General features: G+C 61.0%; 20 protein-coding genes. 10 read left to right on the top strand and 10 right to left on the bottom strand.

Annotated elements, in window-relative coordinates; genetic code table 11:
* The first annotated feature begins 189 nt into the window (after positions 1–189).
* Complete coding sequence (locus ACIOUG_RS06855) at positions 190–3147, top strand: autotransporter domain-containing protein (protein ID WP_401063665.1); 2958 nt, start codon at positions 190–192, stop codon at positions 3145–3147.
* 200 nt (positions 3148–3347) lie between these two features.
* On the top strand, positions 3348–4805 hold the full coding sequence (locus ACIOUG_RS06860) for an autotransporter domain-containing protein (RefSeq protein ID WP_401063667.1): 1458 nt from the start codon (positions 3348–3350) through the stop codon (positions 4803–4805).
* A 170-nt stretch (positions 4806–4975) separates the two neighbouring features.
* On the opposite strand, the gene oadA is transcribed toward ACIOUG_RS06860, so the two are convergent.
* Both oadA and ACIOUG_RS06870 read right to left on the bottom strand, forming a co-directional pair.
* Entirely contained in the window at positions 4976–6784 is a 1809-nt protein-coding gene (gene oadA, locus ACIOUG_RS06865) for a sodium-extruding oxaloacetate decarboxylase subunit alpha (RefSeq protein ID WP_401063669.1), read from the bottom strand.
* Positions 6785–6795: 11 nt separating this feature from the next.
* Positions 6796–8211: an acetyl-CoA carboxylase biotin carboxylase subunit gene (locus ACIOUG_RS06870; protein ID WP_027610345.1), complete on the bottom strand. Its 1416-nt coding sequence runs from the start codon at positions 8209–8211 to the stop codon at positions 6796–6798.
* Between the two features lie 190 nt (positions 8212–8401).
* On the opposite strand from ACIOUG_RS06870, the gene ACIOUG_RS06875 reads away from it, so the two are divergent.
* Positions 8402–9364, top strand: coding sequence for a LysR family transcriptional regulator (locus tag ACIOUG_RS06875; RefSeq protein WP_041073865.1), 963 nt, complete (start codon positions 8402–8404; stop codon positions 9362–9364).
* Here ACIOUG_RS06875 and ACIOUG_RS06880 read toward each other — a convergent pair.
* The 3 genes from ACIOUG_RS06880 to ACIOUG_RS06890 all read right to left on the bottom strand — a co-directional run bounded on the left by ACIOUG_RS06880 (position 9306) and on the right by ACIOUG_RS06890 (position 13654).
* Positions 9306–9518, bottom strand: coding sequence for a PA3496 family putative envelope integrity protein (locus ACIOUG_RS06880; protein WP_007962241.1), 213 nt, complete (start codon positions 9516–9518; stop codon positions 9306–9308). The genes ACIOUG_RS06875 and ACIOUG_RS06880 overlap by 59 nt on opposite strands.
* 211 nt (positions 9519–9729) lie before the next feature.
* Entirely contained in the window at positions 9730–10596 is an 867-nt protein-coding gene (hexR, locus tag ACIOUG_RS06885; protein WP_007912071.1) for a transcriptional regulator HexR, read from the bottom strand.
* Between the two features lie 127 nt (positions 10597–10723).
* Positions 10724–13654 carry an EAL domain-containing protein gene (locus tag ACIOUG_RS06890; RefSeq protein ID WP_401063672.1) on the bottom strand — a complete coding sequence of 977 codons (2931 nt, stop codon included), beginning with the start codon at positions 13652–13654 and terminating at the stop codon, positions 10724–10726.
* A gap of 201 nt (positions 13655–13855) precedes the next feature.
* Between ACIOUG_RS06890 and uvrD the strand changes: the two genes are divergently transcribed.
* From uvrD to ACIOUG_RS06910, 4 genes are all read left to right on the top strand, one after another.
* Entirely contained in the window at positions 13856–16039 is a 2184-nt protein-coding gene (gene uvrD / locus ACIOUG_RS06895) for a DNA helicase II (protein ID WP_401063673.1), read from the top strand.
* A gap of 141 nt (positions 16040–16180) precedes the next feature.
* Positions 16181–16621 carry an EamA family transporter gene (locus ACIOUG_RS06900; protein ID WP_400761958.1) on the top strand — a complete coding sequence of 147 codons (441 nt, stop codon included), beginning with the start codon at positions 16181–16183 and terminating at the stop codon, positions 16619–16621.
* 176 nt (positions 16622–16797) lie between these two features.
* Positions 16798–17673, top strand: a complete 876-nt coding sequence (locus tag ACIOUG_RS06905) for a Tim44 domain-containing protein (RefSeq protein WP_007962237.1) — start codon at positions 16798–16800, stop codon at positions 17671–17673.
* Positions 17674–17810: 137 nt separating this feature from the next.
* A complete protein-coding gene (locus ACIOUG_RS06910) occupies positions 17811–18218 on the top strand; it encodes an SMI1/KNR4 family protein (protein WP_047596914.1) in 408 nt (135 codons plus the stop codon).
* A 21-nt stretch (positions 18219–18239) separates the two neighbouring features.
* On the opposite strand, the gene ACIOUG_RS06915 is transcribed toward ACIOUG_RS06910, so the two are convergent.
* Entirely contained in the window at positions 18240–20003 is a 1764-nt protein-coding gene (locus ACIOUG_RS06915) for a cation:proton antiporter (RefSeq protein WP_003229692.1), read from the bottom strand.
* A 282-nt stretch (positions 20004–20285) separates the two neighbouring features.
* Between ACIOUG_RS06915 and ACIOUG_RS06920 the strand changes: the two genes are divergently transcribed.
* Positions 20286–20768, top strand: a complete 483-nt coding sequence (locus ACIOUG_RS06920) for an acyl-CoA thioesterase (RefSeq protein WP_003229693.1) — start codon at positions 20286–20288, stop codon at positions 20766–20768.
* Positions 20769–20869: 101 nt separating this feature from the next.
* Here the strand turns inward: ACIOUG_RS06920 and pdxY are convergent, their stop codons facing one another.
* Positions 20870–21742: a pyridoxal kinase PdxY gene (gene pdxY, locus ACIOUG_RS06925; RefSeq protein ID WP_401063675.1), complete on the bottom strand. Its 873-nt coding sequence runs from the start codon at positions 21740–21742 to the stop codon at positions 20870–20872.
* Positions 21743–21859: 117 nt separating this feature from the next.
* Here pdxY and ACIOUG_RS06930 point away from each other — a divergent pair, with 117 nt between their 5' ends.
* The gene (locus ACIOUG_RS06930) at positions 21860–22273 is read left to right on the top strand and encodes a DUF3301 domain-containing protein (protein WP_401063678.1); all 414 of its coding nucleotides are present in this window, start codon (positions 21860–21862) and stop codon (positions 22271–22273) included.
* Between the two features lies 1 nt (position 22274).
* Here the strand turns inward: ACIOUG_RS06930 and ACIOUG_RS06935 are convergent, their stop codons facing one another.
* A complete protein-coding gene (locus ACIOUG_RS06935; protein WP_401063680.1) occupies positions 22275–23246 on the bottom strand; it encodes a CobW family GTP-binding protein in 972 nt (323 codons plus the stop codon).
* Between the two features lie 28 nt (positions 23247–23274).
* Here ACIOUG_RS06935 and ACIOUG_RS06940 point away from each other — a divergent pair, with 28 nt between their 5' ends.
* Positions 23275–23631: an NADH:ubiquinone oxidoreductase gene (locus ACIOUG_RS06940; protein ID WP_401063683.1), complete on the top strand. Its 357-nt coding sequence runs from the start codon at positions 23275–23277 to the stop codon at positions 23629–23631.
* A 4-nt stretch (positions 23632–23635) separates the two neighbouring features.
* Here the strand turns inward: ACIOUG_RS06940 and ACIOUG_RS06945 are convergent, their stop codons facing one another.
* Both ACIOUG_RS06945 and zigA read right to left on the bottom strand, forming a co-directional pair.
* Complete coding sequence (locus tag ACIOUG_RS06945; RefSeq protein ID WP_401063685.1) at positions 23636–24286, bottom strand: DUF1826 domain-containing protein; 651 nt, start codon at positions 24284–24286, stop codon at positions 23636–23638.
* Positions 24286–25491, bottom strand: coding sequence for a zinc metallochaperone GTPase ZigA (gene zigA, locus ACIOUG_RS06950; protein ID WP_401063687.1), 1206 nt, complete (start codon positions 25489–25491; stop codon positions 24286–24288). Before zigA ends, ACIOUG_RS06945 begins: the two co-directional genes overlap by 1 nt.
* Between the last annotated feature and the right edge of the window lie 188 nt (positions 25492–25679).

Raw genomic sequence — 25679 nt, forward strand, 5'->3', positions numbered from 1 at the left:
ATGCCATCTCATCGGCTGGATGGTTATCCTGCCCGCCTCGCCGGATCGACCAGCAAGTGGAAAAATCCCAGTACACGCATCTGAGTACAATGTCGCAATCGGGAAAGGCACCAATATTCAAAAGACATCATTCTGTAAAAACCCATCGCTATACAGGACGGCCCGCTTATAACAAAAGGCCGTCCATCCATGCTCTTCTCGCCCCAGCGCTTGTCCCTCGCCATTGCCTTGCTGATCTCGGCAACCGCCGCCCACGGCAAGACCTTACAGATCGACACTGCCACTACTGCCGCGCAAACCCTTGGCGGCAGTGACACGCTGACGATCTCGGCACCGGGCAGCATCACCAACAGCGGCAAGGCGGTGAGCCTGAAGGACAAGACCAGCGGCGCCGGCGTGGTCATCGATAACGCCGGGAAAATCGTTTCCAGCGGTGGCCGGGCCATCGACAGCAGTGGTGACGAAACCAAGGCACGCAATTATCAGATCTACAACCGCAGCGGCGGGCAGATTCTCGGCGCCAATGACGCTTTGCGCATCGACAGCAACTTCGTCAGCGGCAGCCTGTTGATCGACAACAGCGGCGTGATTCGCTCGAGCACCGGCCAAGGCCTGGACCTTGATGCGCTGCGCAGCGACGGCGTCAAAACCACCCTCATCAACCGCGCTGGCGGGCTGATTCGTGGCAATGCCAGCGACGGCATGAAGACCGGCGCCAACGCGACGATTACCAACTACGGCGAGATCTCCACCGGCGACTCGCACAACGCCGATGAGAAATTCGACGGCATCGACATCGACTCGGCCAGCGGTGTCAGCGTGACCAACTACGGGGTGATTTCCGGCGGCCGCCATGGCATCACCACCGACCTCGGTGCGACGCTGCTCAACTACGGGCAGATTACCGGCCGCAATGGTTCCGGATTCGGTTCCGACGGCGATGGTACGGTGATCAACCACGGCACCATCACCGGTGCTTACTCAGGCTTGCAGGCGAACGGGGACGGTGATGGCGTGGACATCGACAAGATCGCTCACATCGAAAACTACGGCACCATTCAGGGCGTCGGTGCCGGTGGTGTGGACAAGGGCGGATTCGCCAACGGCAGCGAGGGCATCGCCCTCGGCGGCGGCTACATTCTCAACGCGAGCAACGCACTGATCAGCGGCGCCAACAGCGCGATTCTGGTGGACGACGGCAGCGGAGGTTCAGGGCTGGCAGCCACCACCCTGGAGAACTACGGCACCATTCAAGGCCTCGACGGCTTCGGCGTGAAGTTCGTCGGCGAATTCGCCGACAACGTGATCAACGGCGGCACCATCAGCGGCAGCAACGGCCTGGCACTCGACCTGGGTGGCGGCAACGACAGCCTGACCCTGCGCAATGGCAGTCGCTTCGTCGGCGTGGTCGATGGCGGCAGCGGGTACGACCGGGTGGTGATGGATGATGCGGCGGGTGGCAGCTTCGGCGCCAGCCGCAATTTCGAATGGCTGGAGGTCCGGCAAGGTGCGTGGACACTCACCGGCAGCGGCGATTTCAGCGATGGCGGTGCGGTGCGCAATGGCGCGACCCTGATCAACCAGGGCGGCATTGCCGGCAGCCTGAGCGTGGACGCCGGCGGTGTGTATGCCGGTGGCGGCTCGGTGGGCAATCTTACCGTCAACGGCACGCTGCGTACCGACACCGGCCTCGGTCGCGCAACCATCGTCCATGACTTGAATATGGGCAGCGGCTCGACCCTCGTCTATGGCGTCAACGCTGATGGCAGCAGCGCCCCGGTTCAGGTCGGCGGCGCCGCCAACCTCAACGGTGCAACCCTGGCGGTGAATCCCGGCAGCGGCACTTATCCGTGGCAGAGCCAATACACCGTGCTGCAAGCCGCCAACGTCAACGGCACCTTCGGCACCGTCACCAGCAACTACGCGTTCCTCACGCCGACGCTGGCCTATACGCCGACACAAGTCGACCTGACTTACACCCGCAATGACGTGGCCTTCAATCAGTTCGCAGCGACCGGCAACGGCAGCAACGCGGCCAACAGCCTGGCCACGATGGGCAAAAACAACGCGCTGTACAACGCGTTGCTCAGCACCACTCAAAGCACGGCCGGCGCGGCGATCGAGCAACTGGCCGGCGCCAGCAACGCCAATTTGACCAGTGCCACGCTCGGCGCCAGCAGTCAGGTGGGCAACAGCATGCTCTCGGCGATGCAACAAATGGGCGGCAGCCCGGGGTTGATGGTCGGCCTCGATCAACGCGATACCCCGGTGCTGGCGGCCAACGGCGTGCCGTCCGAGGCGCGCAACCTGAATGACCCGAACGCGCGCGGACGCCTGTGGCTGCAAGCCATCGGCGGCTACGGCAAGCTCGACGGCGAGCACGGCAACAGTGGTCTGGAACAACGCACCAAGGGCAGCGTACTGGGTGCCGACTGGGCACTGAATCCACAGTGGCGCCTCGGCGTACTCGGCGGCTATTCGAAGACTGATCTGGACGCGACCGGCGTCGATGGCAACGTCGAGAGCTGGCACGCCGGCGTCTACGCACTGCGCCAGAGCGGCCCGTACTCGCTGCGTCTTGGCGCGGCCTACAGCGGCCATCAGGGCGAAAGCAAACGCACGGTGGTGTTCAACGGTTTCAGTGATCGACCCAAAGGCGATTACGACGCCAACAGCCAGCAGGCCTTCGCCGAACTCGGCTACGCCATGGGCAGCGGTCGCCTCAGCGCCGAGCCGTTCGCCAGCCTCGGCTACCAGCGCTACCAACGCGACCGTTACCAGGAAAAGGGTGGCGCCGCCGCACTGGACGTCGACAGCCAGACCCAGGACAACTTCAGCAGCACCTTCGGCCTGCGTCTGGCGCACCTGAGCAGCCTCGACAACGGCATGAGCCTGACCCCGCGCATGGCCGCTGGCTGGAAACACACCTACGGCGAGGTCAGCAGCTCGACGCGTCAGGCATTCGTAGTCGGCGGCAGCGCATTCAATGTCGATGGCAGTTCGCTGGACCGCGACAGTCTGGTGCTCGAAGCCGGGCTGGATCTGGGGATTTCCGCCCGGCATACATTGGGCGTCGGCTACAGCGGCGAGATCGGCAGCAACAGTCGCAACCACGGGTTGATCGGGCAGTGGCAGATGAGTTTCTGAGATTTCGCCAATCGATACTTCAGCAGGTGTTGTAGGCAAAGTCGTCTGGACAGTCGGGTAAACAAGGCAGATTCAAAACTTGCCAGCGACCCGGCTACAGAACCAGCCCGCAAAACCTGCACTCCACTCGGAATCGCCCGGCATCGGCGCACCGGCATCGACTTTTAGAGTTTGGTCTCATTCTTCGAGAGACCAAGTGCATGCCCATTCACACCTACAAGCTTCAACATCTGGTCCTGGCCGTTGCATTGGCTGTCGGGTGCGTAGAGTTTTCACTGGCCGAGCAAACGGAACCTCAGGTCAACGCCGAGGTGAAGCCCAAGAAGCCGCGCAAGAAGGCGGAAAAGCCCGTTACAGCGAAGCCGATGGACGCTGGGGAAACGGCAGCAAAGAGCGATCCGCTGCCAGAAAAAACCGCCGACCGAGCGCAGACGCCTGCGGCGCCAGACCAGCCGCCGGGTGAGGCTCCGCCGAGGAAAATCGTCCCGACAGAAAACGGCAGTGCGATCAAAAAAAGCATTCAAAAACCAGCCTCGTCGCCCGAACCGGTGCAGGCGAAAAAGGCCGAGACTGGGCATGCCCCGGCACCTGAGCCCGCCCGGCAAATAGCTGCACCGGACAACGCGGCGGTCGAGGCCCTGCAGACAGCTGACCAGACCGCCACCGTCATCGCCCTCGAACAACTCGCCGCCGGCAGCAACGCCAACCTCGCCAAAGCCACACTGAGCAGCGTCAATCCGCTCAGCGCCAGCATGCTCTCGGCGATGCATCAACTGGACAACCGCGTCGGAGCGCAGGGCGTGGCGAATGCTCCGCGCTTGGCGACTGGCGGCGAAGGCAGCGGGCGGGTCTGGCTACAAGCTCTGGGAAATGGCGGCAAGGTCGACCGGGACGCCGACAGTGTCCTGAAGCATTCCACCCACGGTCTGGTCATGGGGGCCGACTGGCGATTCGACGAGCAATGGCATGTCGGCCTGATGGGCGCAAAAGCGCAAACCCGCTTCGATGCCCGGCAGTTCGACGGCGATCTCGACAGCTGGCACCTCGGCGCCTACGCGTTGCGTCAGGATGGCCCGTTCGCCTTGCGCCTGGGTGCCTCCTATGGCGGTCATGACGGCAGTGGCAAACGTCGCGTTGCCTTCAATGGTTTCAGTGACCGACTCAAAAGCAGCTACGACGCCAGCACCCAGCAGGCCTTTGCCGAAGCCGGCTACAACCTCGGCCGTGGCAACGTCAGCATCGAACCGTTCGCCAGCGTCGGTTATCAACGCTACCAGCGTGACGGTTACACCGAGAAAGGTGGCGATGCGGCGCTCAAGGTGCATGGTCAGACGCAGGCGAATCCGAACAGCACCTTCGGCGTGCGCCTGGCGAACACCAGCCAACTGTCCAACGGCATGCAGTTGACGCCGCGCTTGAGCGCGAGCGTGAAACACACCTACGGCGATCTCGATAACGAAACGCGCCAGCAACTGGTCAGGGGTGGCAAAAGCTTTGAAGTCACCGGAGCCGAGATGGATCGCAACAGCTTTACCTTGGATGCAGGTCTGGACCTTACGCTGTCCGCACGCCACACCCTGGGCGTCGGCATCAGCGGCGAGGCCGGCAGCGACAGCCGCAGTTACGGCGTGATGGGCCAGTGGCAGATATCGTTCTGACACAACGCTATGTGTAGGAGCTGCCGCAGGCTGCGATCTTTTGACTTTGCTCTTGAAGATCAAAAGATCGCAGCCTGCGGCAGCTCCTACAGAGGACGGTAAATTGCAGGCAAAAAAAAGGGGAGCACATGCCCCCCCGAGGTTTAAAGCGTTTGATCGCGGCAGTTATCTCAGCCTTCGATCTCGATCAGGATTTCGCCAGGATTGACCCGGTCGCCCTTGGCCACATGGATGGCGGTGACCTTGCCTGCAACAGCGGCTTGCACTTCGGTTTCCATCTTCATCGCTTCGGTGATCAGCACCGCCTGGCCGGCCTTGACGGTGTCGCCTTCCTTGACCAGCACATCGACGATGTTGCCCGGCATGGTGGTGCTGACGTGGCCCGGTGCGGAAGCCTGTTTGCGTTTGCTGCTGCCGCCGCCGACGAATTCGTTGAGCGGTTCGAACACCACTTCTTCCGGCATGCCGTCGATGGACAGGTAGAAATGCCGTTTGCCTTCGGCCTTCACGCCGACACCGGTGATGTCGACGCGGTAGGTTTCGCCGTGGACGTCGATGACGAACTCGGTCGGTACGCCTTCGCCGCCAGCCTTGGCCACACCGCCGGCCTCAGGGATCGGCAACAGCACTTCCGGAACCAGGGTGCCGGCGGCGCGCTCTTCGAGGAACTTGCGGCCGATGTCCGGGAACATGGCGAAAGTCAGCACGTCTTCTTCGGACTTGGCCAGTGCGCCGATGTCGGCACGCAGCTTGGTCATTTCCGGCTTGAGCAGATCGGCCGGACGCACGTCGATCACCTCTTCGCTGCCGATGGCCTGACGACGCAGTTTTTCGTTAACCACACCCGGCGCCTTGCCGTAACCGCCTTGCAGGTACAGCTTCACTTCGTTGGTGATGGTCTTGTAGCGCTCGCCGGCCAGCACGTTGAAGAACGCCTGAGTGCCGACGATCTGCGAAGTCGGGGTCACCAGTGGCGGGAAACCAAGGTCTTCACGCACCCGCGGGATTTCCGCCAGCACTTCGCCCATGCGGTTCAGCGCGCCCTGTTCTTTCAACTGGTTGGCGAGGTTGGAGATCATCCCGCCCGGCACCTGGTTGACTTGCACACGGGTATCGACTGCGGTGAATTCACTTTCGAACTGGTGGTACTTCTTGCGCACGGCGTAGAAGTACAGACCGATTTCCTGCAGCAGTTCCAGGTTCAGACCGGTGTCGTACTCGGTGCCCTTGAGCGCAGCGACCATCGACTCGGTACCCGGATGGCTGGTACCCGAGGCGAAACTGGAGATCGCGGTGTCGATGTGGTCGGCGCCGTTTTCAATAGCCTTGAGCTGGCACATGGTCGCCAGGCCGGCAGTGTCGTGCGAGTGGATGAATACCGGCAGCGACTGCTCGGCTTTCAACGCGCGGACCAGTTCACCGGTGGCGTATGGGGTCAGCAAACCGGCCATGTCTTTGATCGCCACCGAGTCGCAACCCATGGCTTCCATCTGCTTGGCTTGCGCCACAAACGCGTCGATGGTGTGCACCGGGCTGGTGGTGTAGGCGATGGTGCCCTGGGCGTGTTTGCCAGCAGCTTTCACCGCTTCAATGGCCACGCGCAGGTTACGCACGTCGTTCATCGCGTCGAAGATACGGAACACGTCGATGCCGTTGACCGCGGCCTTGGCGACGAAGGCTTTGACCACGTCGTCGCTGTAGTGGCGGTAGCCCAGCAGGTTCTGCCCACGCAGGAGCATTTGCAGACGGGTGTTAGGCAGCGCGGCACGCAGTTGGCGCAGGCGCTCCCACGGGTCTTCTTTCAGAAAGCGTACACAGGCGTCGAACGTCGCGCCGCCCCAGCATTCCAGCGACCAGTAGCCGACTTTGTCGAGCTTGTCGCAGATCGGCAGCATGTCTTCGGTGCGCATGCGAGTGGCGAGCAGCGATTGGTGAGCGTCGCGCAGGATGGTGTCGGTTACGAAAATTTTCTTGGACATTGTTGTATTCCTCACAGGCCTGCGTGGGCGGCGATGGCGGCGGCGATGGCCAGGGCCAGCTCTTCGGGTTTGCGCTTGATCGAGTAGTTGGTCAGTTCAGGGTGGCTTTCAACGAAGCTGGTGTTGAACTGGCCGCTACGGAATTCCGGGTTGCGCAGGATTTCCTGGTAATACGCGGCGGTGGTTTTCACGCCTTGCAGACGCATGTCGTCCAGCGCCCGCAGGCCACGGTCCATCGCCTCTTCCCAAGTCAACGCCCAGACCACCAGTTTCAGGCACATCGAGTCGTAGAACGGCGGAATGGTGTAGCCGGTGTAGATTGCCGTGTCGGTGCGCACGCCCGGGCCGCCGGGGGCGTAGTAGCGGGTGATCTTGCCGAAGCTCGGCAGGAAGTTGTTTTTCGGGTCTTCGGCGTTGATGCGGAACTGCAACGCGAAACCACGGTGCTGGATGTCTTCCTGCTTCACCGACAGCGGCAGGCCGGAGGCGATGCGGATCTGTTCGCGGACGATGTCGATCCCGGTGATTTCTTCGGTGATGGTGTGTTCTACCTGCACCCGGGTGTTCATCTCCATGAAGTACACCTCGCCCTCGGCGAGCAGGAACTCCACGGTGCCGGCGTTCTCGTAACCCACGGCCTTGGCTGCGCGCACCGACAGGTCGCCGATGTAGGCGCGCTGTTCCGGGGTCAGTTGCGGGCTCGGGGCGATCTCGATCAGCTTCTGGTTGCGGCGCTGGATCGAGCAGTCACGCTCGAACAGATGCACCACGTTGCCGAAGCTGTCGCCGAGGATCTGCGCTTCGATGTGTTTCGGGTTAACGATGCATTTTTCCAGGAACACTTCCGCCGAACCGAAGGCCTTGGTCGCTTCGGAGATAACCCGGGGGAAATTCTGTTCGAGTTCTTCGCGGCTGTTGCAGCGACGGATACCGCGCCCGCCCCCACCGGAGGTGGCCTTGAGCATCACCGGGTAACCGATGCGGTCGCCCTCGGTCAGGGCTTCTTCGATACCCGACACGTTGCCTTCGGTGCCCGGGGTGACCGGTACACCGGCCTTGATCATGCTGCGCCGGGCTTCGGTCTTGTCGCCCATGCGGCGAATGACTTCTGCCGACGGGCCGATGAATTTGATCCCGCGTTCAGCGCAGATGTCTGCCAGCTCTGCGTTTTCCGAGAGGAAGCCGTAACCGGGATGCAATGCGTCACAACCGGTTTCCACCGCCAGGTTCACCAGCTTGCGCGGGTTGAGGTAACCGGCCAGTGGCTCGGCACCGATGCTGTGGGCTTCATCCGCACGCTTCACATGCAAGGCATGACGGTCGGCGTCGGAAAAAATCGCAACCGAGCGAATGCCCATCTCGGCGCAGGCCCGCACGATTCGTACGGCAATCTCACCACGGTTGGCGATCAGGATCTTTTTTATCACTTGGAAATTCCCTTGAGCCGGTGGCACCACGACCTGCTAGACCCAGGTCGACGCGTGACCAAATGTTTCAATCTGGTCGCGACCCCACACTAGCCCTCACAAGGGATTAACAAAAATGAATAAAAATTGGGTCAGGCATAAGCAAAGACTTATAGTTAAACCATCAGCCCGCCGTCAGAGCCTATAATAAATGCGTAAGTCCTTGATGCGTATGACATTACGTCAATTGCAGATCTTCAACGAAGTGTGTGATTTACGCTCCTACAGCCGCGCCGCCGATGAAATGTCGCTCACACAACCGGCCGTCAGCCTACAGATTCGTCAGCTTGAAGAGCTGATCGGCCAGCCATTATTCGATTATGTCGGCAAAAAACTCTACATGACCGAGGCTGCCGAAGCCCTGCAACGTGCCAGCCGGGACATCTTCGGCCGCCTGGAAAACCTCGACATGCAGCTGTCGGACATGCAGGGATCACTGCAGGGCCAGTTGAAACTGGCAGTGGAATCCAGCGCCAAATACTTCGTGCCGCACCTGTTCGCCGCGTTCAAGCGCCAGCATCCGGAAGTTAATCTGCAACTGACGGTGGTCAACCGCGGCCAGGTGATCCGCCGCCTCTCGGACAACCGCGATGATCTGGTGATCATGTCGATGGTGCCGCAGGACATGGGCCTGGAATTTCTGCCGTTCCTGAACAATCCGATCGTCGCCGTGGCGCGCCCGGATCATCCGCTGGCGCATATGGGGCCGCTGCGTTTGCAGGATCTTGAACCTTACACGCTGCTGATCCGCGAACCGGGTTCGGGCACGCGACTGGCCTGCGAAGAGTATTTCAAAGAGAAACGCGTGCACTTCACCCAGACCCAGGAAGTGGCCTCGGCCGAAGCCCAGCGCGAATGCGTGGTGGCGGGTCTGGGCCTGGCGCTGTTGACGCGCCACGCCCTGAACCTGGAGCTGGCGACCGGCGGCCTGGTCGAGCTGCCGGTCGAAGAGTTGCCGCTGTTTCGCAGCTGGTGCCTGGTGCAAGCCAAGGCCAAACGGCTGTCACCGGTAGCGCATGCCTTCCTGGCGTTTATCCGTAGCGAGCGGGTGCAGATCAGCGCGCTGGTTGAGCGCTTCGACGGGAAGCTGCCGGTGCGGCCTGCCAGTAGTTGAGTTCGATGTCCTCGGGAAAATCGCTGATTTCGCTTTGAAGCTGGCGAAGTTCGAAGCGATCTTCAATGGCGCGACGGAATTCCATGCGGCGCTGGTCTTCCTGTTGACGACGGGTTTTCGCGGCGCTGTTGCGTTCTTCGTAGGGCTGAGCCATTTCGAGTCTCCCAAGGCGAGTACGGGAGTTTCACGATAGGCGTGGGGGATGACGGTTTGGCTGCGCGGGGATGACAGTGCGATGAAACTTTGCCGATTGCGTTTCATTGTGGCGAGGGAGCTTGCTCCCGCTGGACTGCGAAGCAGGCCCGGCCTTTCAGGGCCGCTGCGCGCCCCATCGGGAGCAAGCTCCCTCGCCACAAAAGCCGGCTTCAGTCATCCAGCGCTTTTGCAGCTTTCGGGGACAGCCGCAAGCTGCGCAGACTGCGCTTCACGCTCTTCAGGTGATTGACCAGGCTCGGCCCGCGCGCCATGGCCACGCCCATCGCCAGCACGTCGATCACCACCAGATGGGCGATTCGCGAGGTCAGCGGCGTATAGATTTCGGTGTCTTCGTGCACATCGATCGCCAGGTTGACGGTCGACAGCTCGGCCAGTGGCGTCTGGCTCGGGCACAGGGTGATCAGCGATGCACCGCTCTCGCGAACCAGGTTGGCGGTGATCAGCAGGTCCTTGGAGCGCCCGGACTGGGAAATGCAGATCGCCACGTCGGTCGGCTTCAAGGTCACCGCCGACATCGCCTGCATGTGCGGGTCGGAATACGCCGCCGCCGTCAGCAGCAAACGGAAGAACTTGTGCTGCGCATCCGCCGCCACCGCGCCCGACGCGCCAAAGCCGTAGAACTCCACGCGCTGGGCTTGGGACATCAGCGTCACCGCGCGTTGCAATTCTACCGGATCGAGTTTCTCGCGAACCTCCATCAGGGTGTGCAACGTGGTGTCGAAAATTTTCAGACTGTAGTCGGCGACCGAATCGTCTTCATGGATCGCGAACTGGCCGAAACTGGCACCGGCGGCCAGGCTTTGCGCCAGTTTGAGTTTGAGATCCTGAAAACCGGAACAGCCGATGGCCCGGCAGAAACGCACGATGGTCGGCTCGCTGATGCCGACGCTGTGAGCCAGGTCGGCCATGGAACTGTGCATCACGGCCGCAGGGTCAAGCAGCACGTGGTCGGCGACCTTGAGCTCCGACTTGCGTAACAGGTGACGTGACTGGGCGATGTGTTGCAGCAGATTCAAGGGGCTGGACTCTTCTTATGGGCAAGGATGTAGCACGCTTGTAGTTATACTACATGAATTGGCTTTTTGCCTGCTCAATGCGTAACTCCATGTCCCCGTATCAGGCGCGATGGAGTGCATGTAGCCCTTAAGGCGGATTGCCCTGTTCGCGCAAAAGCCCGGCCAGACGGTCGGCCTCCACCGGACGACTGATCAGATACCCCTGCACTTCGTCGCAGCCCTCGGCACGTAAAAACTCCAGCTGCTCTTGCCGCTCGACTCCTTCGGCCACCACTTTCAACGACAGCCCGTGAGCCATGGCAATGATCGCCCGAGTGATCGCCGCATCCTCGCTGCCCTGCCCCAGCCCGCGAATGAATGCCTGATCGATCTTCACGTAATCCACCGGAATCCGTTTGAGGTAACTCAGCGACGAATAGCCGGTGCCGAAATCGTCGATTGCCAGCTTCACCCCCAGATCGCGCAACTGCTGGAAGGTCGCGATGATGTGTTCGACGCTGTCCAGCAGTTGACTCTCGGTGAGTTCCAGTTCGAGGTAGCGCGGCGCCAACCCGGTTTCTTCCAGCACCTGGCGCACCAGACTGACCAGTTTGCCCTGACGCAGTTGATGCACCGACAGGTTCACCGATACCCGAATCGGCTCCAGCCCCTGGCGCTGCCATTCGCACGCCTGCCAGCAGGCCTGGCGCAGCACAAATTCGCCGATCGGGCCGATCAGTCCGGTTTCCTCGGCCAGACCGATGAAGTCCCCCGGCGGCACCCGGCCCATGGTCGGATGATCCCAACGCACCAGCGCTTCCGCCGCATTCAGGCGCCCGGTTTGCAGGCACAGCTTCGGCTGGTAGAACACCTTGAGCTGCTTGTCTTCGATGGCTTTGCGCAGCTGGTTCTCCAGTTGCAGACGCTCAAGGGTGCTGGCCTGCAGGCTGTCGGTGTAGAACTGGAAATTGTTGCCGCCCAGATGCTTGGCGTGTTGCATGGCCATGTTCGACTGACTGACCAGCGCGGAAATCTCCCGAGCATTGTCCGGCAGCATGCTGATGCCCATCGAGGCGCTGACCACCAGCTCATGCCCTTCGACTGTCAGCGGCAGACGCAGCTTGCTCGACAGCCGCGTGGCGACCCGCGCCAGGCTCGACAGGTTGCCGTAGGCATCGAACAGCACCGCAAATTCATCACCGGACAGCCGCGCGATGGTGTCGGCCTCCGGCAAGGCGTTGACCAGGCGCCGGGCCATTTTCTGCAATAGCTGGTCCGCCACCTCGTGACCGAGGCTGTCGTTGAGCAGCTTGAAGCGATCCAGATTAATGTGCAGCAGCGCCAGACTGCGGCGCCCGCCCTGACGCACGCGCTGATGCGCTTCGTGCAGGCGTTCGCGGAACAGCGAGCGGTTGGCCAGCCCGGTCAGTTCGTCGTAATGCGTCAGGAAGCGCATGCGCTCTTCCGATTCGCGCCGCGCTGAAAGATCGGCGAAGAAGCCGACGATATGGCTCACATTTCCCCGACTGTCGCGCACCGCGTTAAGTTGCAGCCACTGCGGATACAGCTCGCCGTTCTTGCGGGTTTCCACCAGTTCGCCCTGCCAACTGCCGTGCTGCTCCAGCGCGTGGCGGATCGAGACGTAGTGCCGCCGCGCGTCACGACTGCACGGCAGTTCGACGACATTGCGCCCGAGCATGTCTTCGATGTCGTAACCGGTGACCCGGCTGAACGCCTGATTGATCGCGATCAGCGCGTAGTTCGGGTCGAGAATGACGATGCCTTCACTGGCCGCTTCGAACACCGTGGCCGCCAGTCGCTGCTGTTCTTCAAGGCTTTTGCTCGCGCTGATGTCGCGCCGGGTGCCGACCATGCGGATCACCCGCCCACTGTCACTGCGCTCCACGGCGCGCCCGCGATCCTCGATCCACACCCAATGGCCGTCACCGTGCCGTACGCGGTATTCGATCTGATAATCCTCGGTGCGGCCCTTCAGGTGCTCGATCAGCGCCTGCTTCAGACCTGGCACATCTTCCGGATGCAGGCGTGGCTTGAGGTCGCGCAGGATCGCCGTAACGTACTCCGGCGCGAGGCCGAACAGTTCCTGGATCTGCGTATGGTGGACTTCGTCGGTTTGCAGGTTCCAGTCCCATAACCCCAGCTCACTGGCCTTCAACGCCAGGGCCAGACGCGCTTCGCTTTTGCTCAGCGCCTGATTGGCCACGTCCAGTTCGCGGCTGCGCTGGGCCACGCGATCTTCCAGCTCGACCTGTGCCTCACGCAATTGGCCCTCGGCACAGCGTCGCTGCTCGATCTCCTTGGCCAGCGCCTGATTAAGCTGCTCGCTGCGGTTCTGCGCTTGCTGCAGGTGTTCGATCAGGTGCTGATTCTGAAAACGCCGCAGCAAGCCGCGGTCGATCAGCCGGTTGACTTGCCAGGCGACCACGCTCAGCGAACCGAGCAGGATCAATCCGAGCCAGCCCCAACCGCGCGCCTGCTCATCTCCGCCCCAGAACAGGTAGCCGATTGCCGGCAGCAGGCACGGCAAGGTAAAGGACAGAAACGCTGGCAGGCTGACGGCATAGGCGACGCTGGCCGATAACGTCGCGGCGCCGATCAGGCCGAACACCCAGGCTTGCTGCATGAAGTTGTCGGCGGGCACCAGCGCGATGCCTGCACCGGCCAGGGTCAGCCCGGTCATGGTCGAGCCGAGCAGGAACATGCGGAACCAGATCGGCTGGGCCTGACGGTCCGGGATCGCCGAGTCGAACGCGGCGACCTGAATCACCCGCAGTGCCACCAGCGACAACAACCAGACCAGCCAGATGCTGACCACGAAGTAGCGCTGCGGACTCCAGAGCAGAGCGGCGCAGACCAGGCCATTGAGCAACATGAACATCGTCGGTAGCAGCGAGCCCTGATAAAGCAGGCGCGTGCGTTCGACCGCCATTTCAATGGCGTAATGCTTGCGGATGACCCGGGGTTCCACAGAGGGGCCCGACAGGTCTGAGCTGAGGGTCTTGTGCAATGTTGTTGTTCTTATAAGAGTGAGCATGGGCCCGAAACGTGCACGGAGCATACACAAGCCAACCCCGTTGCCAAACTGCTCCAGATCACAATTTGCCGGAAACTTTCCGCCGTCCGATCACCGGCAAAACCCGCAGAGTGAGGCGGGCCGAAGCCTGTAGCCAGTGACCGACCGGTCGTCATCGACGGCGCTTTCATCGGCTAATGCAAAGCTCGGTTTGCCCGGGCCTGCGGCGCACCCTAGAATGCCCCGATGCGCGATGATCTCTCCCTTCTGCTGAACTCCCTCAACGATGCCCAACGCCAGGCCGTAGCAGCCCCCGTTGGCCGTCAGTTGGTCCTGGCCGGTGCCGGTTCCGGTAAAACCCGAGTGCTGGTGCACCGTATCGCCTGGTTGATCCAGGTCGAAAACGCCTCGCCCCACTCCATTCTGTCGGTGACCTTCACCAACAAGGCCGCTGCCGAGATGCGTCATCGCATCGAGCAGTTGTTGGGTATCAACCCGGCCGGCATGTGGGTCGGCACCTTTCACGGTCTGGCGCACCGCTTGCTGCGGGCGCACTGGCAGGAAGCCGGGTTGAGCCAGACCTTCCAGATTCTCGACAGCGACGACCAGCAACGGCTGGTCAAGCGGGTGATCCGCGAGCTGGGGCTGGACGAGCAACGCTGGCCGGCCCGTCAGGCCCAGTGGTTCATCAACGGGCAGAAAGACGAAGGTCTGCGCCCGCAACACATTCAGGCCAGCGGCGACTTGTACCTGGCGACCATGCGCGGCATCTATGAGGCCTACGAGGCCGCTTGCCAGCGCGCCGGCGTGATCGACTTCTCCGAGCTGCTGCTGCGCGCCCTCGACCTGTGGCGCGATCACCCGGGTCTGCTGGCGCATTATCAGAAGCGCTTCCGCCATATCCTCGTCGACGAGTTCCAGGACACCAACGCCGTGCAGTACGCCTGGCTGCGTCTGCTCGGCAAGGGCGGCGACAGCCTGATGGTGGTCGGCGATGACGACCAGTCGATCTACGGCTGGCGCGGGGCGAAAATCGAGAACATTCATCAGTACTCTTCCGACTTCGCGGATTCGGTAACCATTCGTCTCGAGCAGAACTACCGCTCCACCGCCGGCATCCTCAAGGCCGCCAACGCCTTGATCGCCAATAACACCGGGCGTCTCGGCAAAGAGCTGTGGACCGACGGTGGCGACGGCGAAGCGATTAATCTGTACGCCGCGTTCAACGAACACGACGAAGCACGCTACGTTGTCGAAACTATCGAAAGCGCGCTGAAAACCGGCCTGGCCCGCAGTGATATTGCGATTCTCTACCGCTCCAACGCCCAATCGCGCGTTTTGGAAGAGGCCTTACTGCGCGAGCGCATTCCGTACCGCATCTATGGCGGCCAGCGCTTCTTCGAGCGCGCGGAAATCAAGAACGCCATGGCCTACCTGCGTTTGCTTGAAGGTCGCGGTAACGATGCCGCCCTGGAGCGGGTGATCAACGTCCCGGCCCGTGGCATTGGCGAGAAAACCGTCGAGGCGATCCGCGACCATGCACGCCACAGCGATGTGTCGATGTGGGAAGCGATGCGTCAACTGGTCGCCAATAAAGGCCTGACCGGGCGTGCTGCCGGCGCCTTGGGTGCGTTTATCGAGCTGATCGAGAACCTTGCCGCCAAGTGCATGGAGATGCCGCTGCATCTGATGACCCAGACCGTCATCGAGCAATCGGGGCTGATCGCCTATCACGAAGCGGAAAAAGGCGAGAAAGGCCAGGCCCGGGTGGAAAACCTTGAGGAACTGGTCAGCGCCGCGCGCAACTTCGAGAACACCGAAGACGACGAAGAGCTGACGCCACTGGCGGCATTCCTCGGCCACGCTTCGCTGGAAGCCGGCGATACTCAGGCCGACGAGCACGAGGACAGCATTCAGTTGATGACCTTGCACAGTGCCAAAGGTCTGGAATTCCCTTACGTGTTCCTGGTGGGCATGGAAGAAGGTCTGTTCCCGCACAAGATGAGCCTGGAAGAACCGGGTCGGCTTGAGGAAGAGCGGCGTCTGGCCTACGTCGGCATCACCCGCGCCATGCAGAATCTGGTGATGACCTATGCTGAAACCCGACGCCTGTACGGCAGTGAAACCTACAACAAGGTCTCGCGTTTCGTCCGTGAAGTGCCGAAGGGTCTGATTCAGGAAGTACGCCTGTCGAACAGCGTCAGCCGACCGTTCGGCGGCAACCAGTCGATGAGTGGCAGCAACCTGTTCAGCGGCAGCGAGATTCCGGAAACCGGCTTCAGCCTGGGTCAGGCGGTGCGTCACTCGATCTTCGGTGACGGCGTGATCCTCAACTTCGAAGGCGCCGGCGCGCAGGCGCGGGTACAGGTGAACTTCAGCGAAGGCAGCAAGTGGCTGATGCTCGGTTACGCCAAGCTGGAAGCGATCTGACGCCGGTTTCGCTTTTCTGTGGGAGCGAGCCTGCTCGCGAATGACATCACCGTGGTTGATCTGATAAACCGCAGTGTGGCTTTCGCGAGCAGGCTCGCTCCCACAGGGGTCGGCGTTGGATGATCTAACAAGGATATTTGCATGGGCTCAGGCTTCTTCTCTTCCTGGACATTCTGGGCCCTGCTCTCGGCGACTTTCGCCGCGCTGACGGCAATCTTCGCCAAGATCGGCATCGAAAACGTCAACTCCGACTTCGCAACCCTGCTGCGCACCATTGTGGTCCTGGTCAGTCTGGCCTTGATTTTGTACGCAACGGGCCAATATCAGTCATTGGGATCAATTTCCGCCAAGAGCTACCTGTTCCTGCTGTTGTCCGGTCTGGGTACCGGCGCGTCGTGGCTGTGCTACTTCCGCGCGCTGAAGGTCGGCCCGGCCTCGCTGGTCGCGCCAGTGGACAAACTCAGCGTGGTGCTGGTGGCGGTGCTCGGCGTGATTCTGCTGGGCGAGAAACTCGACCTGCGTCAATGGGGCGGCATCGGCCTGATCACCGCCGGTGTGGTGCTGTTGACGTTGCGTCGATAAGCAGTTTTCCCGCTGAACCTATCCCATTTTCCTACAGACAAAAGTACATGGCCTTATTGCTTCGACGGAGCTGAACGTAACCTGTCAGGCAAAAGCCCGAAACACTCTCTCGCTAGCCAGTAACACTTCAGCTGTGCAACATGGCGCGCGTGTCTCCACAAACGGGAATTCCCTTTATGAAACGTTTTCTTAGCATCGCCATGGCGTTGTGCATCGGCCTGACGATGAGCCTCGACGCCAACGCCAAGCGCTTTGGTGGTGGCAAAAGCGCCGGCGCTGCGCCGACACACCAGACCAGCCAGATGGCTCCTTCTTCCCCAGGCATGGGCGGCGCAGCAGCGACCGCTGGTGCTGCCGGCGCTGCCGGTGCCGCGGCCAAGGCCGGTGGCGCTTCGAAATGGCTCGGCCCTCTGGCCGGTATCGCCGCCGGTGGCCTGCTCGCGTCCATGTTCATGGGCGGCGGCTTCCAGGGCATGCAGATCTTCGACATCCTGATCATGGCCGTGATCGCGTTCGTGATCTTCCGCTTCATCGCCGCTCGTCGACGCAAGCAGCAGGAGCACCTGGCTCCGGCCGGCGCACCGATGCAGCGTGAAGTATTCGAGCAGAAACCGGCTGCCATGGGTTCGATCTTCGGTGGTTCGGCCGCACCGGTTGCCGCTCGTCCGGTGATCAACGCGCCGGCCTGGTTCAACGAGCAGAACTTCCTTGCCGCTGCGCGCAGCCACTTCCAGTCGCTGCAGCAGCACTGGGACGCCAACGAAATGGACAAGATCGCCGAGTTCGTGACCCCGCAAATGCTCGACTTCCTCAAGCGTGAACGTGCGGATCTGGGCGATGGCTTCCAGTCGACTTACATCGACAACCTGCAGGTTCAGCTGGACGGCGTGGATGATCGTGCCGACAAGACCATCGCCACCCTGACCTTCAGCGGCGTGTCGAAGACCTCGCGTTTCGACCAGGGCGAAGTGTTCAGCGAAAGCTGGAACATGGAACGTCCGCAAGGCGAGAACCAGCCTTGGCTGGTGGCCGGTATCCGCCAGAACGGCTGATCCCCATCGCGTTACGCATGTGGTAATAAAAACCCCGGCCTCGGCCGGGGTTTTCTATTTCGCGGTTGCATCTATAGCGAGCTACTGTATAAACCGGCCCATATAAACCGCGCCATTCAAGCAAGAGGATCCCGGACGTGGAAGAAATCATCGAACAACTGCGCGAAGCCAACGAACCCGTACCGGTTCCCCTGGAGTTGCCCGACGAAGATCAATTGGTGGAGATCGAGGAAGAACTCTTCATCAACATCCCGTTCGTCTTCAAAGAGTTTCTGCTGACCGTCAGCGACGTGGTGTACGGCAGCCTCGAGCCGGTGACCGTCACCGACCCGCAATCGCACACCTATCTGCCGGACGTGGCGGCCAACGCCTGGGACATCGGCGTACCGCGCGACCTGATCCCGATCTGCCAGGACGGCGACAACTACTACTGCGTCGAAGAAGACGGCACCGTGGTGCTGTGGTCCGGCGAAGAAGAGCTGATCACCGAAGAGTCCTGGGAATCGGTGTGGCACTGGGCGCGGGACGTCTGGCTGGAAAGCTGATTCGCCAGACGCCCGGGCCGGTCAGTGCCCCGACGACTCCTTGTGGTTGTCGAGGGTTTCCAGCAGGGCCACCTGCATCCGCGTGTGCACGCGGATGAACCAGCGCCAGAGCAGCGCCGCCACGGCGGCCGCGACTACGGCGACCAGCACCAGCAACTTGTTGGTCGGCAGAATACTGGCCGACAAGGCTGCCAACAGCAGGAAGATCACCAGCAGCGAGAGGATCGGGATCACTTCGGAGATCACCCGTCGCACTCGCTGCGTGTGCCGTCCGGCCATCTCCGGCTTCACGCCCATTTCCGCCAACAGCATCGACAGCGCCTTGAGCTTGCGATAAGCCGCGATCAGGAACGGCAGCGACAGCAGCAACGCCCCGCCCCAGATCAACGCCTTCTGCCAGCTCGGATCACCAATCCAGTCCTGCATCCACACCGACAGCCGTCCGGCAAAGAACGCACCGCTGAAGAAGATCGCGATCACCAGCGCCAGATTGACCCCGACCTGCAACAGGATCCGCCGGATCATCGCCGCCAGCATTGCGCCCTCGCCTTGCGGCTGAATGCTGCGCAGCCATTCGCCATACATGCCGAACACCCGGCCCAGACGCTTGGGCACTGCTGCCGAGAGCTTGATCGACAGCGGGTCAGCCGCGCGAATCAGGTACGGCGTGAGCAGCGTGGTGATCACCGACACCGCCACGGCCACTGGATACAGAAAGTTGCTGGTGACCTGCAGCGTCATCCCGAGCGCGGCGATGATGAAGGAAAATTCGCCGATCTGTGACAGCCCCATCCCCACGCGCAGTGAGGTGCGTCCATCATTGCCGGCGATAAACGCCCCGAGGCCGCAGGACAACATCTTGCCGAGCACCACCGCCACGGTGATTACCGCGATCGGCCACGCGTATTGCAGCAGGATCATCGGATCGAGCATCAGGCCGATGGCGACGAAGAAGATTGCACTGAACAAGTCGCGTACCGGCTCGATCAGGCGTTCGATCTTCAGCAATTGCCGCGACTCGGCCATGATTGCGCCGATCAGAAAGGCGCCGAGCACCATGCTGTATTCAAGCTTGACCACCAGCAGGCAGAAGCCGAAACACAGGCCGAGCACGGTGATCAGCAGCATCTCGTTGCTTTCGAATTTGGCGACATAGGCCAACAGACGCGGCACCAGCAGAATGCCGACCACCAGCGCAACGATCATGAACAACGACAGTTTGCCGACTGTGGAGAACACTTCGCCGGAGCTGACTGTACCGCTGACGGCGATGCTCGAGAGCAAGGCGATGATACCGATGCCAAGGATGTCTTCGACGATCAACACGCCGAAGATAAGCTGGGCAAAGCGCTCGTTCTTCATCTTCAGGTCATTGAGCGCCTTGACGATGATGGTGGTCGAGGAGATGGCGAGGATCGCGCCGAGGAACAGTGAGTCCATGGTGTTCCAGTCGAACCAGCGGCCGATTTCATAGCCGATCCAGATCATCAGCACGATTTCGAGAAAGGCGGCGATAAACGCCGTGGCCCCGACCTTGAACAACTTGCGCAGGCTGAATTCCAAGCCGAGACAAAACATCAGGAAGATCACCCCCAGTTCGGCGAGGGTCTTGATGGTTTCTTCGTCGTGGATCAGGCCGAACGGTGGCGTATGCGGGCCGATGATGAAACCGGCGACAATGTAGCCAAGCACCACCGGCTGCTTGAAGCGGTGAAACAGCACGGTGACCACACCTGCTACCAACATGATCACTGCCAGGTCCTGAATAAAGCTGATGGCATGCATGGTGTGGGCTCCTTGTATGACGTGACCCGCCGTCAGACATCAGAAAGGTCTGAGCGATATGGGTAAAAATCCGCTTTTCGTGTGGGAATTGCCCTGGGGCAGGGCCTTTTGCAGGTTAACACCGCGACTTCCGGCTGGAAGGCGGTGCAATATAAGGAAACAGATCGGTCGCGGCGTGACGGCAGCCAGTCGTCTGGCGTCCCGATAACGGTGCTTATGAAAAAGCCACCAGGCACCCGCAGAGGTGCGTCCAGCAACCCAGCCTTGATCCGTGAGAACATTATGGAACCCGGAAACGCCCAACTGTCGATGACGGTATTGATGACCCCCGACATGGCCAACTTCTCTGGCAATGTCCACGGCGGTACCCTGCTCAAATACCTCGACGAAGTGGCCTACGCCTGCGCGAGCCGCTATGCCGGCCGCTACGTGGTAACGCTGTCGGTGGATCAGGTGATTTTCCGCGAGCCGATCCATGTCGGCGAACTGGTGACCTTCCTCGCATCGGTCAACTACACCGGCAACACCTCGATGGAAGTCGGCATCAAAGTGGTGACCGAGAACATCCGCGAGCGTTCGGTACGCCATACCAATAGCTGCTTCTTCACCATGGTCGCGGTGGATGACCAGCGCAAACCGGCCGCCGTACCGCCGCTGCAACCGCAGAATAGCGAAGACAAGCGTCGTTACATGCAGGCGCAGCAGCGTCGGCAGATTCGCCAGGAGCTGGAAAAGCGTTATCAGGAGATCAAGGGCGACGCCTGAGATCAAAAGCAAAAGATCGCAGCCTGCGGCAGCTCCTACAGAGGACTAATGTTCACCCTGTAGGAGCTGGCGCAGGCTGCGATCTTTTCGCTTTTAGCTGGTTACAGACTGATCGCGGTCGCCTCGAACTTCACCCGCGGATGCGCGATCCGGTCCTGCGCCCGCACCAGTTGCAGCTCGTAACTGGCACACGCCTGGGTTTCCAGCAGCACTTCATGCACCGCTGCAGCGGTGAATTCGAACGCCGCCACCAAGCTGTCACCCAGCAGCACCCGCGCCAGAAACAGCCCGGACGTCAGATCGCCCACGCCCACTGGCTGACGTGGAAACGCCAGCAGCGGACGGCGCAAGTGCCAGCTTTCATCGGCGGTCACCAACAACATCTCGAAACCGTCCGCCGGCTTGCCCGGATAGTCCAGGTGCTTGACCAGCACCGCTTTCGGCCCGCGTGCCAGCAGCGCCCGCGCCATCGCCAGGCAGTCGAACAGCGACTGCGGCTTGCGCCCGGAAAAACTGTCCAGCTCCAGTTGGTTCGGGCACATGATGTCCGCCACCGCGGCCGCTTCTTCCAGCAGAAAATCGCTGACTTCGGTCGGCACACTGCAGCCTTTCTCCGGGTGACCCATTACCGGGTCGCACAGGTACAAGGCCTTCGGATTGACCGACTTGATGCGCTCGACACCACTGAGAATCGCCCGGCCCTGCGCCGCGCTGCCCAGATAACCGGAGAGCACCGCATCGCAGTTGCCCAGCTCACCGATCGCGGCGATGCCTTCGACCAGTTCGGGAATCTGGTGCGGCGACAGCACTTCACCGGCCCACTGCCCGTATTGGGTGTGATTGGAAAACTGCACGGTGTTGAGCGGCCAGACATTCACCCCGACCCGCTGCATCGGAAACACCGCGGCGCTGTTGCCGGCGTGGCCGAAGACCACATGGGACTGAATGGCGAGCAGATGAGGCGTACGTTTCATTCGGGTTATTCCGTAAAACGATTGAAATTCAAGCCGCGCAGTATGCGACGAAACACAGCCTGTACGACAGACCGGCGACGCAGTTAAGCTGAGCTTATCTTTTGGAGTTTCCTGTTGATGCTGACCCTCGAAAACATCTTCGTGCTGATGCTGTTCGCCGCTGCCGGCGCTTGGCTGTGGCACAACCACGGCTTGCGCGAGCGGGCACTGGAGCGGGTCAAGCAGCATTGCATCAACGTCGGCGTCGAGCTGCTGGACGGTAATGTCGCGTTGAAAAAAATCGGCTTGATCAAGGATGCCAGCGGTCGGCGGCGCCTGGCCCGGGTCTATAACTTCGAGTTCACCGTGACCGGCGAAACCCGGCACAACGGCACCATCACCCAATTTGGCGCACACAGCGCGCAGATCGAACTGGCACCCTACCCGCAACCGTTCGATGACACGCCACCTGTGGTCGAGGTCACCCGCCCACGAGCTGAAGTGATCGAGCTGAGCCAGTGGCGTCAGGATCACAACAAGTGGAAGCCTTGAGCTAACCCGCCTGAATCCGGCATTGCGCCAGACCTGTCTGCAAATCATCAACACTTTGCGCATCGGCAAAGATCAGTTCGATACGTGAATCCCGGCGCCACTCACTGGGTTGCCAATCCAGTTCCGCGTTATCCAGGGCATTAGCCGAAACCCAGCCCTGTGTGCTGTGGATAACCAGCTTGGCGCGCCGCCAGGCCAGGCTTTGCAGCCATTGGCCCAGGCGCTGTGTATCGAACGTCTGCCCCGGGTGCCAACGCCAGCCGATGCTCCAACCGCCCTCCTGTGCCTGACTCAGGCAAATTGGCACGGCCGGATCGCTCCAGATCGCCGGAATCGATCCCAATCCCTGCGGCACGACGAGGTTATCCACACCCGCCATTGCTTGCGAGGCTACACCGGGCAACTCGCGTAAAGGCAGTTGCGCCTGCTGCGTCCAGATCAGTTTGACTGCCGGCAAACGCTCGGCGATGGTCTGCCGCACAGCCTCATCCAGATTTTCCGCCTTGTTCAGCAACAGCAGGCCGGCGTTGGCCAAAGCCTCCTGCTGAGCGGGCGGCAAGGCGTTCCCGGCCGCCAGCGCCTGAGCATCCAGCACCAATACACAGGGTTGCAGCGCCAGTACGCCCAACCAAGGCGCCTGGCCTAACTGCTTGAGCAACTGCGCCGGATGGCCCAGCCCGGACGGCTCAATGAACAGTCGATCCGGCCTGGCCTTGCGCAGCAAGCGGCCGAGGCCGATCTGGAACGGTGCACCATTCACGCAACACAGACACCCTCCGGCGACTTCGCCCAGTGCGATACCATCAGCGTCGCGAGTCAGCAACGCGGCATCGAGGCCGATCTGACCGAACTCGTTGATCAGCACCGCCCAGCGCTCGCCTTCCGGCCGTTGGGCCATGAGCTGGCGAATCAGGCTGGTCTTGCCGGCGCCCAAAGGGCCGGCGATGACATGGGTAGGAATGTTCTGCAACATGACTGGGAGTTTTCTGAGGGGATGGGACATGCGTTGGATGGGATGGTCGTTGCTGTGGATGCTGCTGTCGAGCGAAGCCTGGGCCCAGGCTTGCGTGGTGCACAGCCAGGGTGAGCGTCTCGACGTCAAAGTCTGCCAGCAGAACCGCAATATTCCAGAGAAGCTGTTCAGCGACGGCTTCTGCCAACCGACACTGGCCGGGCAGAAAGTCGAGGTGCAGTACCTCGATCAATGCCCGAGCGGCGCGTTCGGCGTGTGCAGCAACGCGCAAGTCGCCAATATGCCCTATCGCCAGGATATCCACTATTACGGCGTCGCCTCCGACGCGGCGTATTTACAGCCGTACTGCGAAGGTCAGAGCCAGGGCAAGTGGCTCAAGCCCTGAGCTGTCAGCCGAGCCAGTCGAGGGTCAGCAGCAGCCGTCGCTCACCTGGCGCCGGTTGCGGTGAGCGATGAATCAGGCCGAAGCCTTCATTGCCGAGCCATTTCTCGCCTTTCAATAGCGCCACATCACCACGCTTGAGCTGCCGGATTTGGCTCATGCCGTGTGGCTCGGCGTTGGCCTGGCCCAATTGCTCGCGATCCATCACGCCCTCCTTGAGCCACTGGCTGCCAATCCCCGCAAAGGTTGTGATCAAGCGCACCGGCACATGATCGACATGGAAACGTGGGCACATGGCTTTATCCAACACCCGTAGGCGCAAACCGATACGCCGTGCCCCCAGCAGACAGGCGAAGGCACTCACCAGCCATTGCAGGTCAGCGATGAAGGCTTCGTAGCCTTGCAAATCACGGAATCCGGCGGCCAATCCTTGCAGATCAGGGTCGGCATCTTCATTCGGCAATTCGATGCACAGCGATTCCGCCAAAGGCTCGTTGAGCGACAGCAGCAGCTCTGCGAAATCGGCAATGTGTAGCGGCAGTTGACGCTGCCAGACCGCCAGATTGACGTCATCTTCAAGGATTCGTGTCAGCGCTTTCGGCGTCACTCCCTGATGCTGATGGCGGGCCCGGTTTTGCTGCAATTTGAGTGCGAGCATCAGGCGGCCTCTTCGTGCCAAGGGCCAAACGGATCCGGCAGCCGACGCCAACCGTCTGCGCCAATGGCCATTTCTTCGTCAGTCAGCAGGCAGCCATCGAGCTCCGACTTGAGCTGTACGAAGTCGATGTTCTGGCCGATGAATACCAGTTCTTGACGACAATCTCCGACGCTCGGTGTCCAGTTTTCCATGATCGCTGCAGTACTTTCCCGATCCTGCGGCCATTGGTTTTTCGGCACGAAACGCCACCAGCGACCGGCAAAACCATGGCGCATCAAGCCGCCGGCCTGCGACCAACTGCCTGCGTCGGAGGGTTTGCTGGCGAGCCAGAAGAAGCCTTTGGAGCGCAGCAGTTTACCGTTGGTCCACGGACGATCAATAAAGCTGAAGAAGCGCTGCGGATGGAACGGGCGACGTGCGCGGTAGGACGTCGAGGCGATGCCGTATTCCGTGGTTTCCGGCACATGTGCACCGCGCAATTCCTGCAACCAGCCCGGGGCCTGAGCGGCTTTCTCGAAATCGAAGCGGCCGGTGTTGAGGATTTTTTCCAGCGGCACTTCGCCCATCACCATCGGGAGGATGTCCGCTTGTGCGTTGAGGCGCTTGAGGATTGCCATCAGCTCTTCGCGTTCCTGCCGGCTGATGAGGTCGATCTTGCTGATCAGCAGTACGTCGGCGAACTCGATTTGTTCGATCAGCAGATCGGTGATCGAGCGTTCATCTTCATCGCCCAAGGTCTCGCCTCGGGAAGCCAGACTCTCGGTGGCCTGATAGTCGAGGAGAAAATTCACGCCGTCGACTACCGTCACCATGGTGTCGAGCCGCGCGACGTCGGCGAGGCTCTGGCCCTGTTCATCACGGAAGGTAAATGTCTCCGCAACCGGCAGTGGCTCGGAAATGCCGGTGGATTCGATGAGCAGATAATCGAATCTTCCTTCGCGGGCGAGTTGGCTGACTTCTTCGAGCAGGTCCTCGCGTAACGTACAGCAGATACAACCGTTGCTCATCTCCACCAGTTTTTCTTCAGCACGGTTCAGGCTGACATCGCGCTGGACTTCGCTGCCATCAATATTGATTTCGCTCATATCGTTGACGATTACAGCAACGCGCAAGCCCTTCCGATTACGTAGTACGTAATTCAAAAGTGTACTTTTTCCGGCACCGAGAAAGCCCGAAAGAACGGTCACGGGAAGCGGGGATGACATTGGATAATCCTCATCAGATGGTGGCCGATGTGCGCTTTTGCATGGCTTGGCGTAGCGCACCGCGCTCTAAAGCTTCAAAACAGCGATATGGCAGAAGCAGACGCTTGAAATCGGCGGGCTCAGGCCTATTCTTCTTTTATGTTATAGTATAACAATATGAATAAGCCAGCCCTGCTCTTGCCCAAACC

The sequence above is a fragment of the Pseudomonas sp. NPDC087803 genome (genome assembly GCF_044742995.1).
Classification (GTDB): Bacteria; Pseudomonadota; Gammaproteobacteria; order Pseudomonadales; family Pseudomonadaceae; genus Aquipseudomonas.

What these genes read in the sequence shown, in the direction of transcription:
- ACIOUG_RS06855 (WP_401063665.1), top strand. Translation starts at nt 190, where the DNA reads ATGCTCTTCTCGCCCCAGCGCTTGTCCCTCGCCATTGCCTTGCTGATC.
- ACIOUG_RS06860 (WP_401063667.1), top strand. Translation starts at nt 3,348, where the DNA reads ATGCCCATTCACACCTACAAGCTTCAACATCTGGTCCTGGCCGTTGCA.
- oadA (WP_401063669.1), bottom strand. Translation starts at nt 6,784, where the DNA reads ATGTCCAAGAAAATTTTCGTAACCGACACCATCCTGCGCGACGCTCAC.
- ACIOUG_RS06875 (WP_041073865.1), top strand. Translation starts at nt 8,402, where the DNA reads ATGCGTAAGTCCTTGATGCGTATGACATTACGTCAATTGCAGATCTTC.
- ACIOUG_RS06880 (WP_007962241.1), bottom strand. Translation starts at nt 9,518, where the DNA reads ATGGCTCAGCCCTACGAAGAACGCAACAGCGCCGCGAAAACCCGTCGT.
- ACIOUG_RS06890 (WP_401063672.1), bottom strand. Translation starts at nt 13,654, where the DNA reads ATGCTCCGTGCACGTTTCGGGCCCATGCTCACTCTTATAAGAACAACA.
- uvrD (WP_401063673.1), top strand. Translation starts at nt 13,856, where the DNA reads ATGCGCGATGATCTCTCCCTTCTGCTGAACTCCCTCAACGATGCCCAA.
- ACIOUG_RS06900 (WP_400761958.1), top strand. Translation starts at nt 16,181, where the DNA reads ATGGGCTCAGGCTTCTTCTCTTCCTGGACATTCTGGGCCCTGCTCTCG.
- ACIOUG_RS06905 (WP_007962237.1), top strand. Translation starts at nt 16,798, where the DNA reads ATGAAACGTTTTCTTAGCATCGCCATGGCGTTGTGCATCGGCCTGACG.
- ACIOUG_RS06915 (WP_003229692.1), bottom strand. Translation starts at nt 20,003, where the DNA reads ATGCATGCCATCAGCTTTATTCAGGACCTGGCAGTGATCATGTTGGTA.
- ACIOUG_RS06920 (WP_003229693.1), top strand. Translation starts at nt 20,286, where the DNA reads ATGGAACCCGGAAACGCCCAACTGTCGATGACGGTATTGATGACCCCC.
- pdxY (WP_401063675.1), bottom strand. Translation starts at nt 21,742, where the DNA reads ATGAAACGTACGCCTCATCTGCTCGCCATTCAGTCCCATGTGGTCTTC.
- ACIOUG_RS06930 (WP_401063678.1), top strand. Translation starts at nt 21,860, where the DNA reads ATGCTGACCCTCGAAAACATCTTCGTGCTGATGCTGTTCGCCGCTGCC.
- ACIOUG_RS06935 (WP_401063680.1), bottom strand. Translation starts at nt 23,246, where the DNA reads ATGTTGCAGAACATTCCTACCCATGTCATCGCCGGCCCTTTGGGCGCC.
- ACIOUG_RS06940 (WP_401063683.1), top strand. Translation starts at nt 23,275, where the DNA reads ATGCGTTGGATGGGATGGTCGTTGCTGTGGATGCTGCTGTCGAGCGAA.
- ACIOUG_RS06945 (WP_401063685.1), bottom strand. Translation starts at nt 24,286, where the DNA reads ATGCTCGCACTCAAATTGCAGCAAAACCGGGCCCGCCATCAGCATCAG.
- zigA (WP_401063687.1), bottom strand. Translation starts at nt 25,491, where the DNA reads ATGTCATCCCCGCTTCCCGTGACCGTTCTTTCGGGCTTTCTCGGTGCC.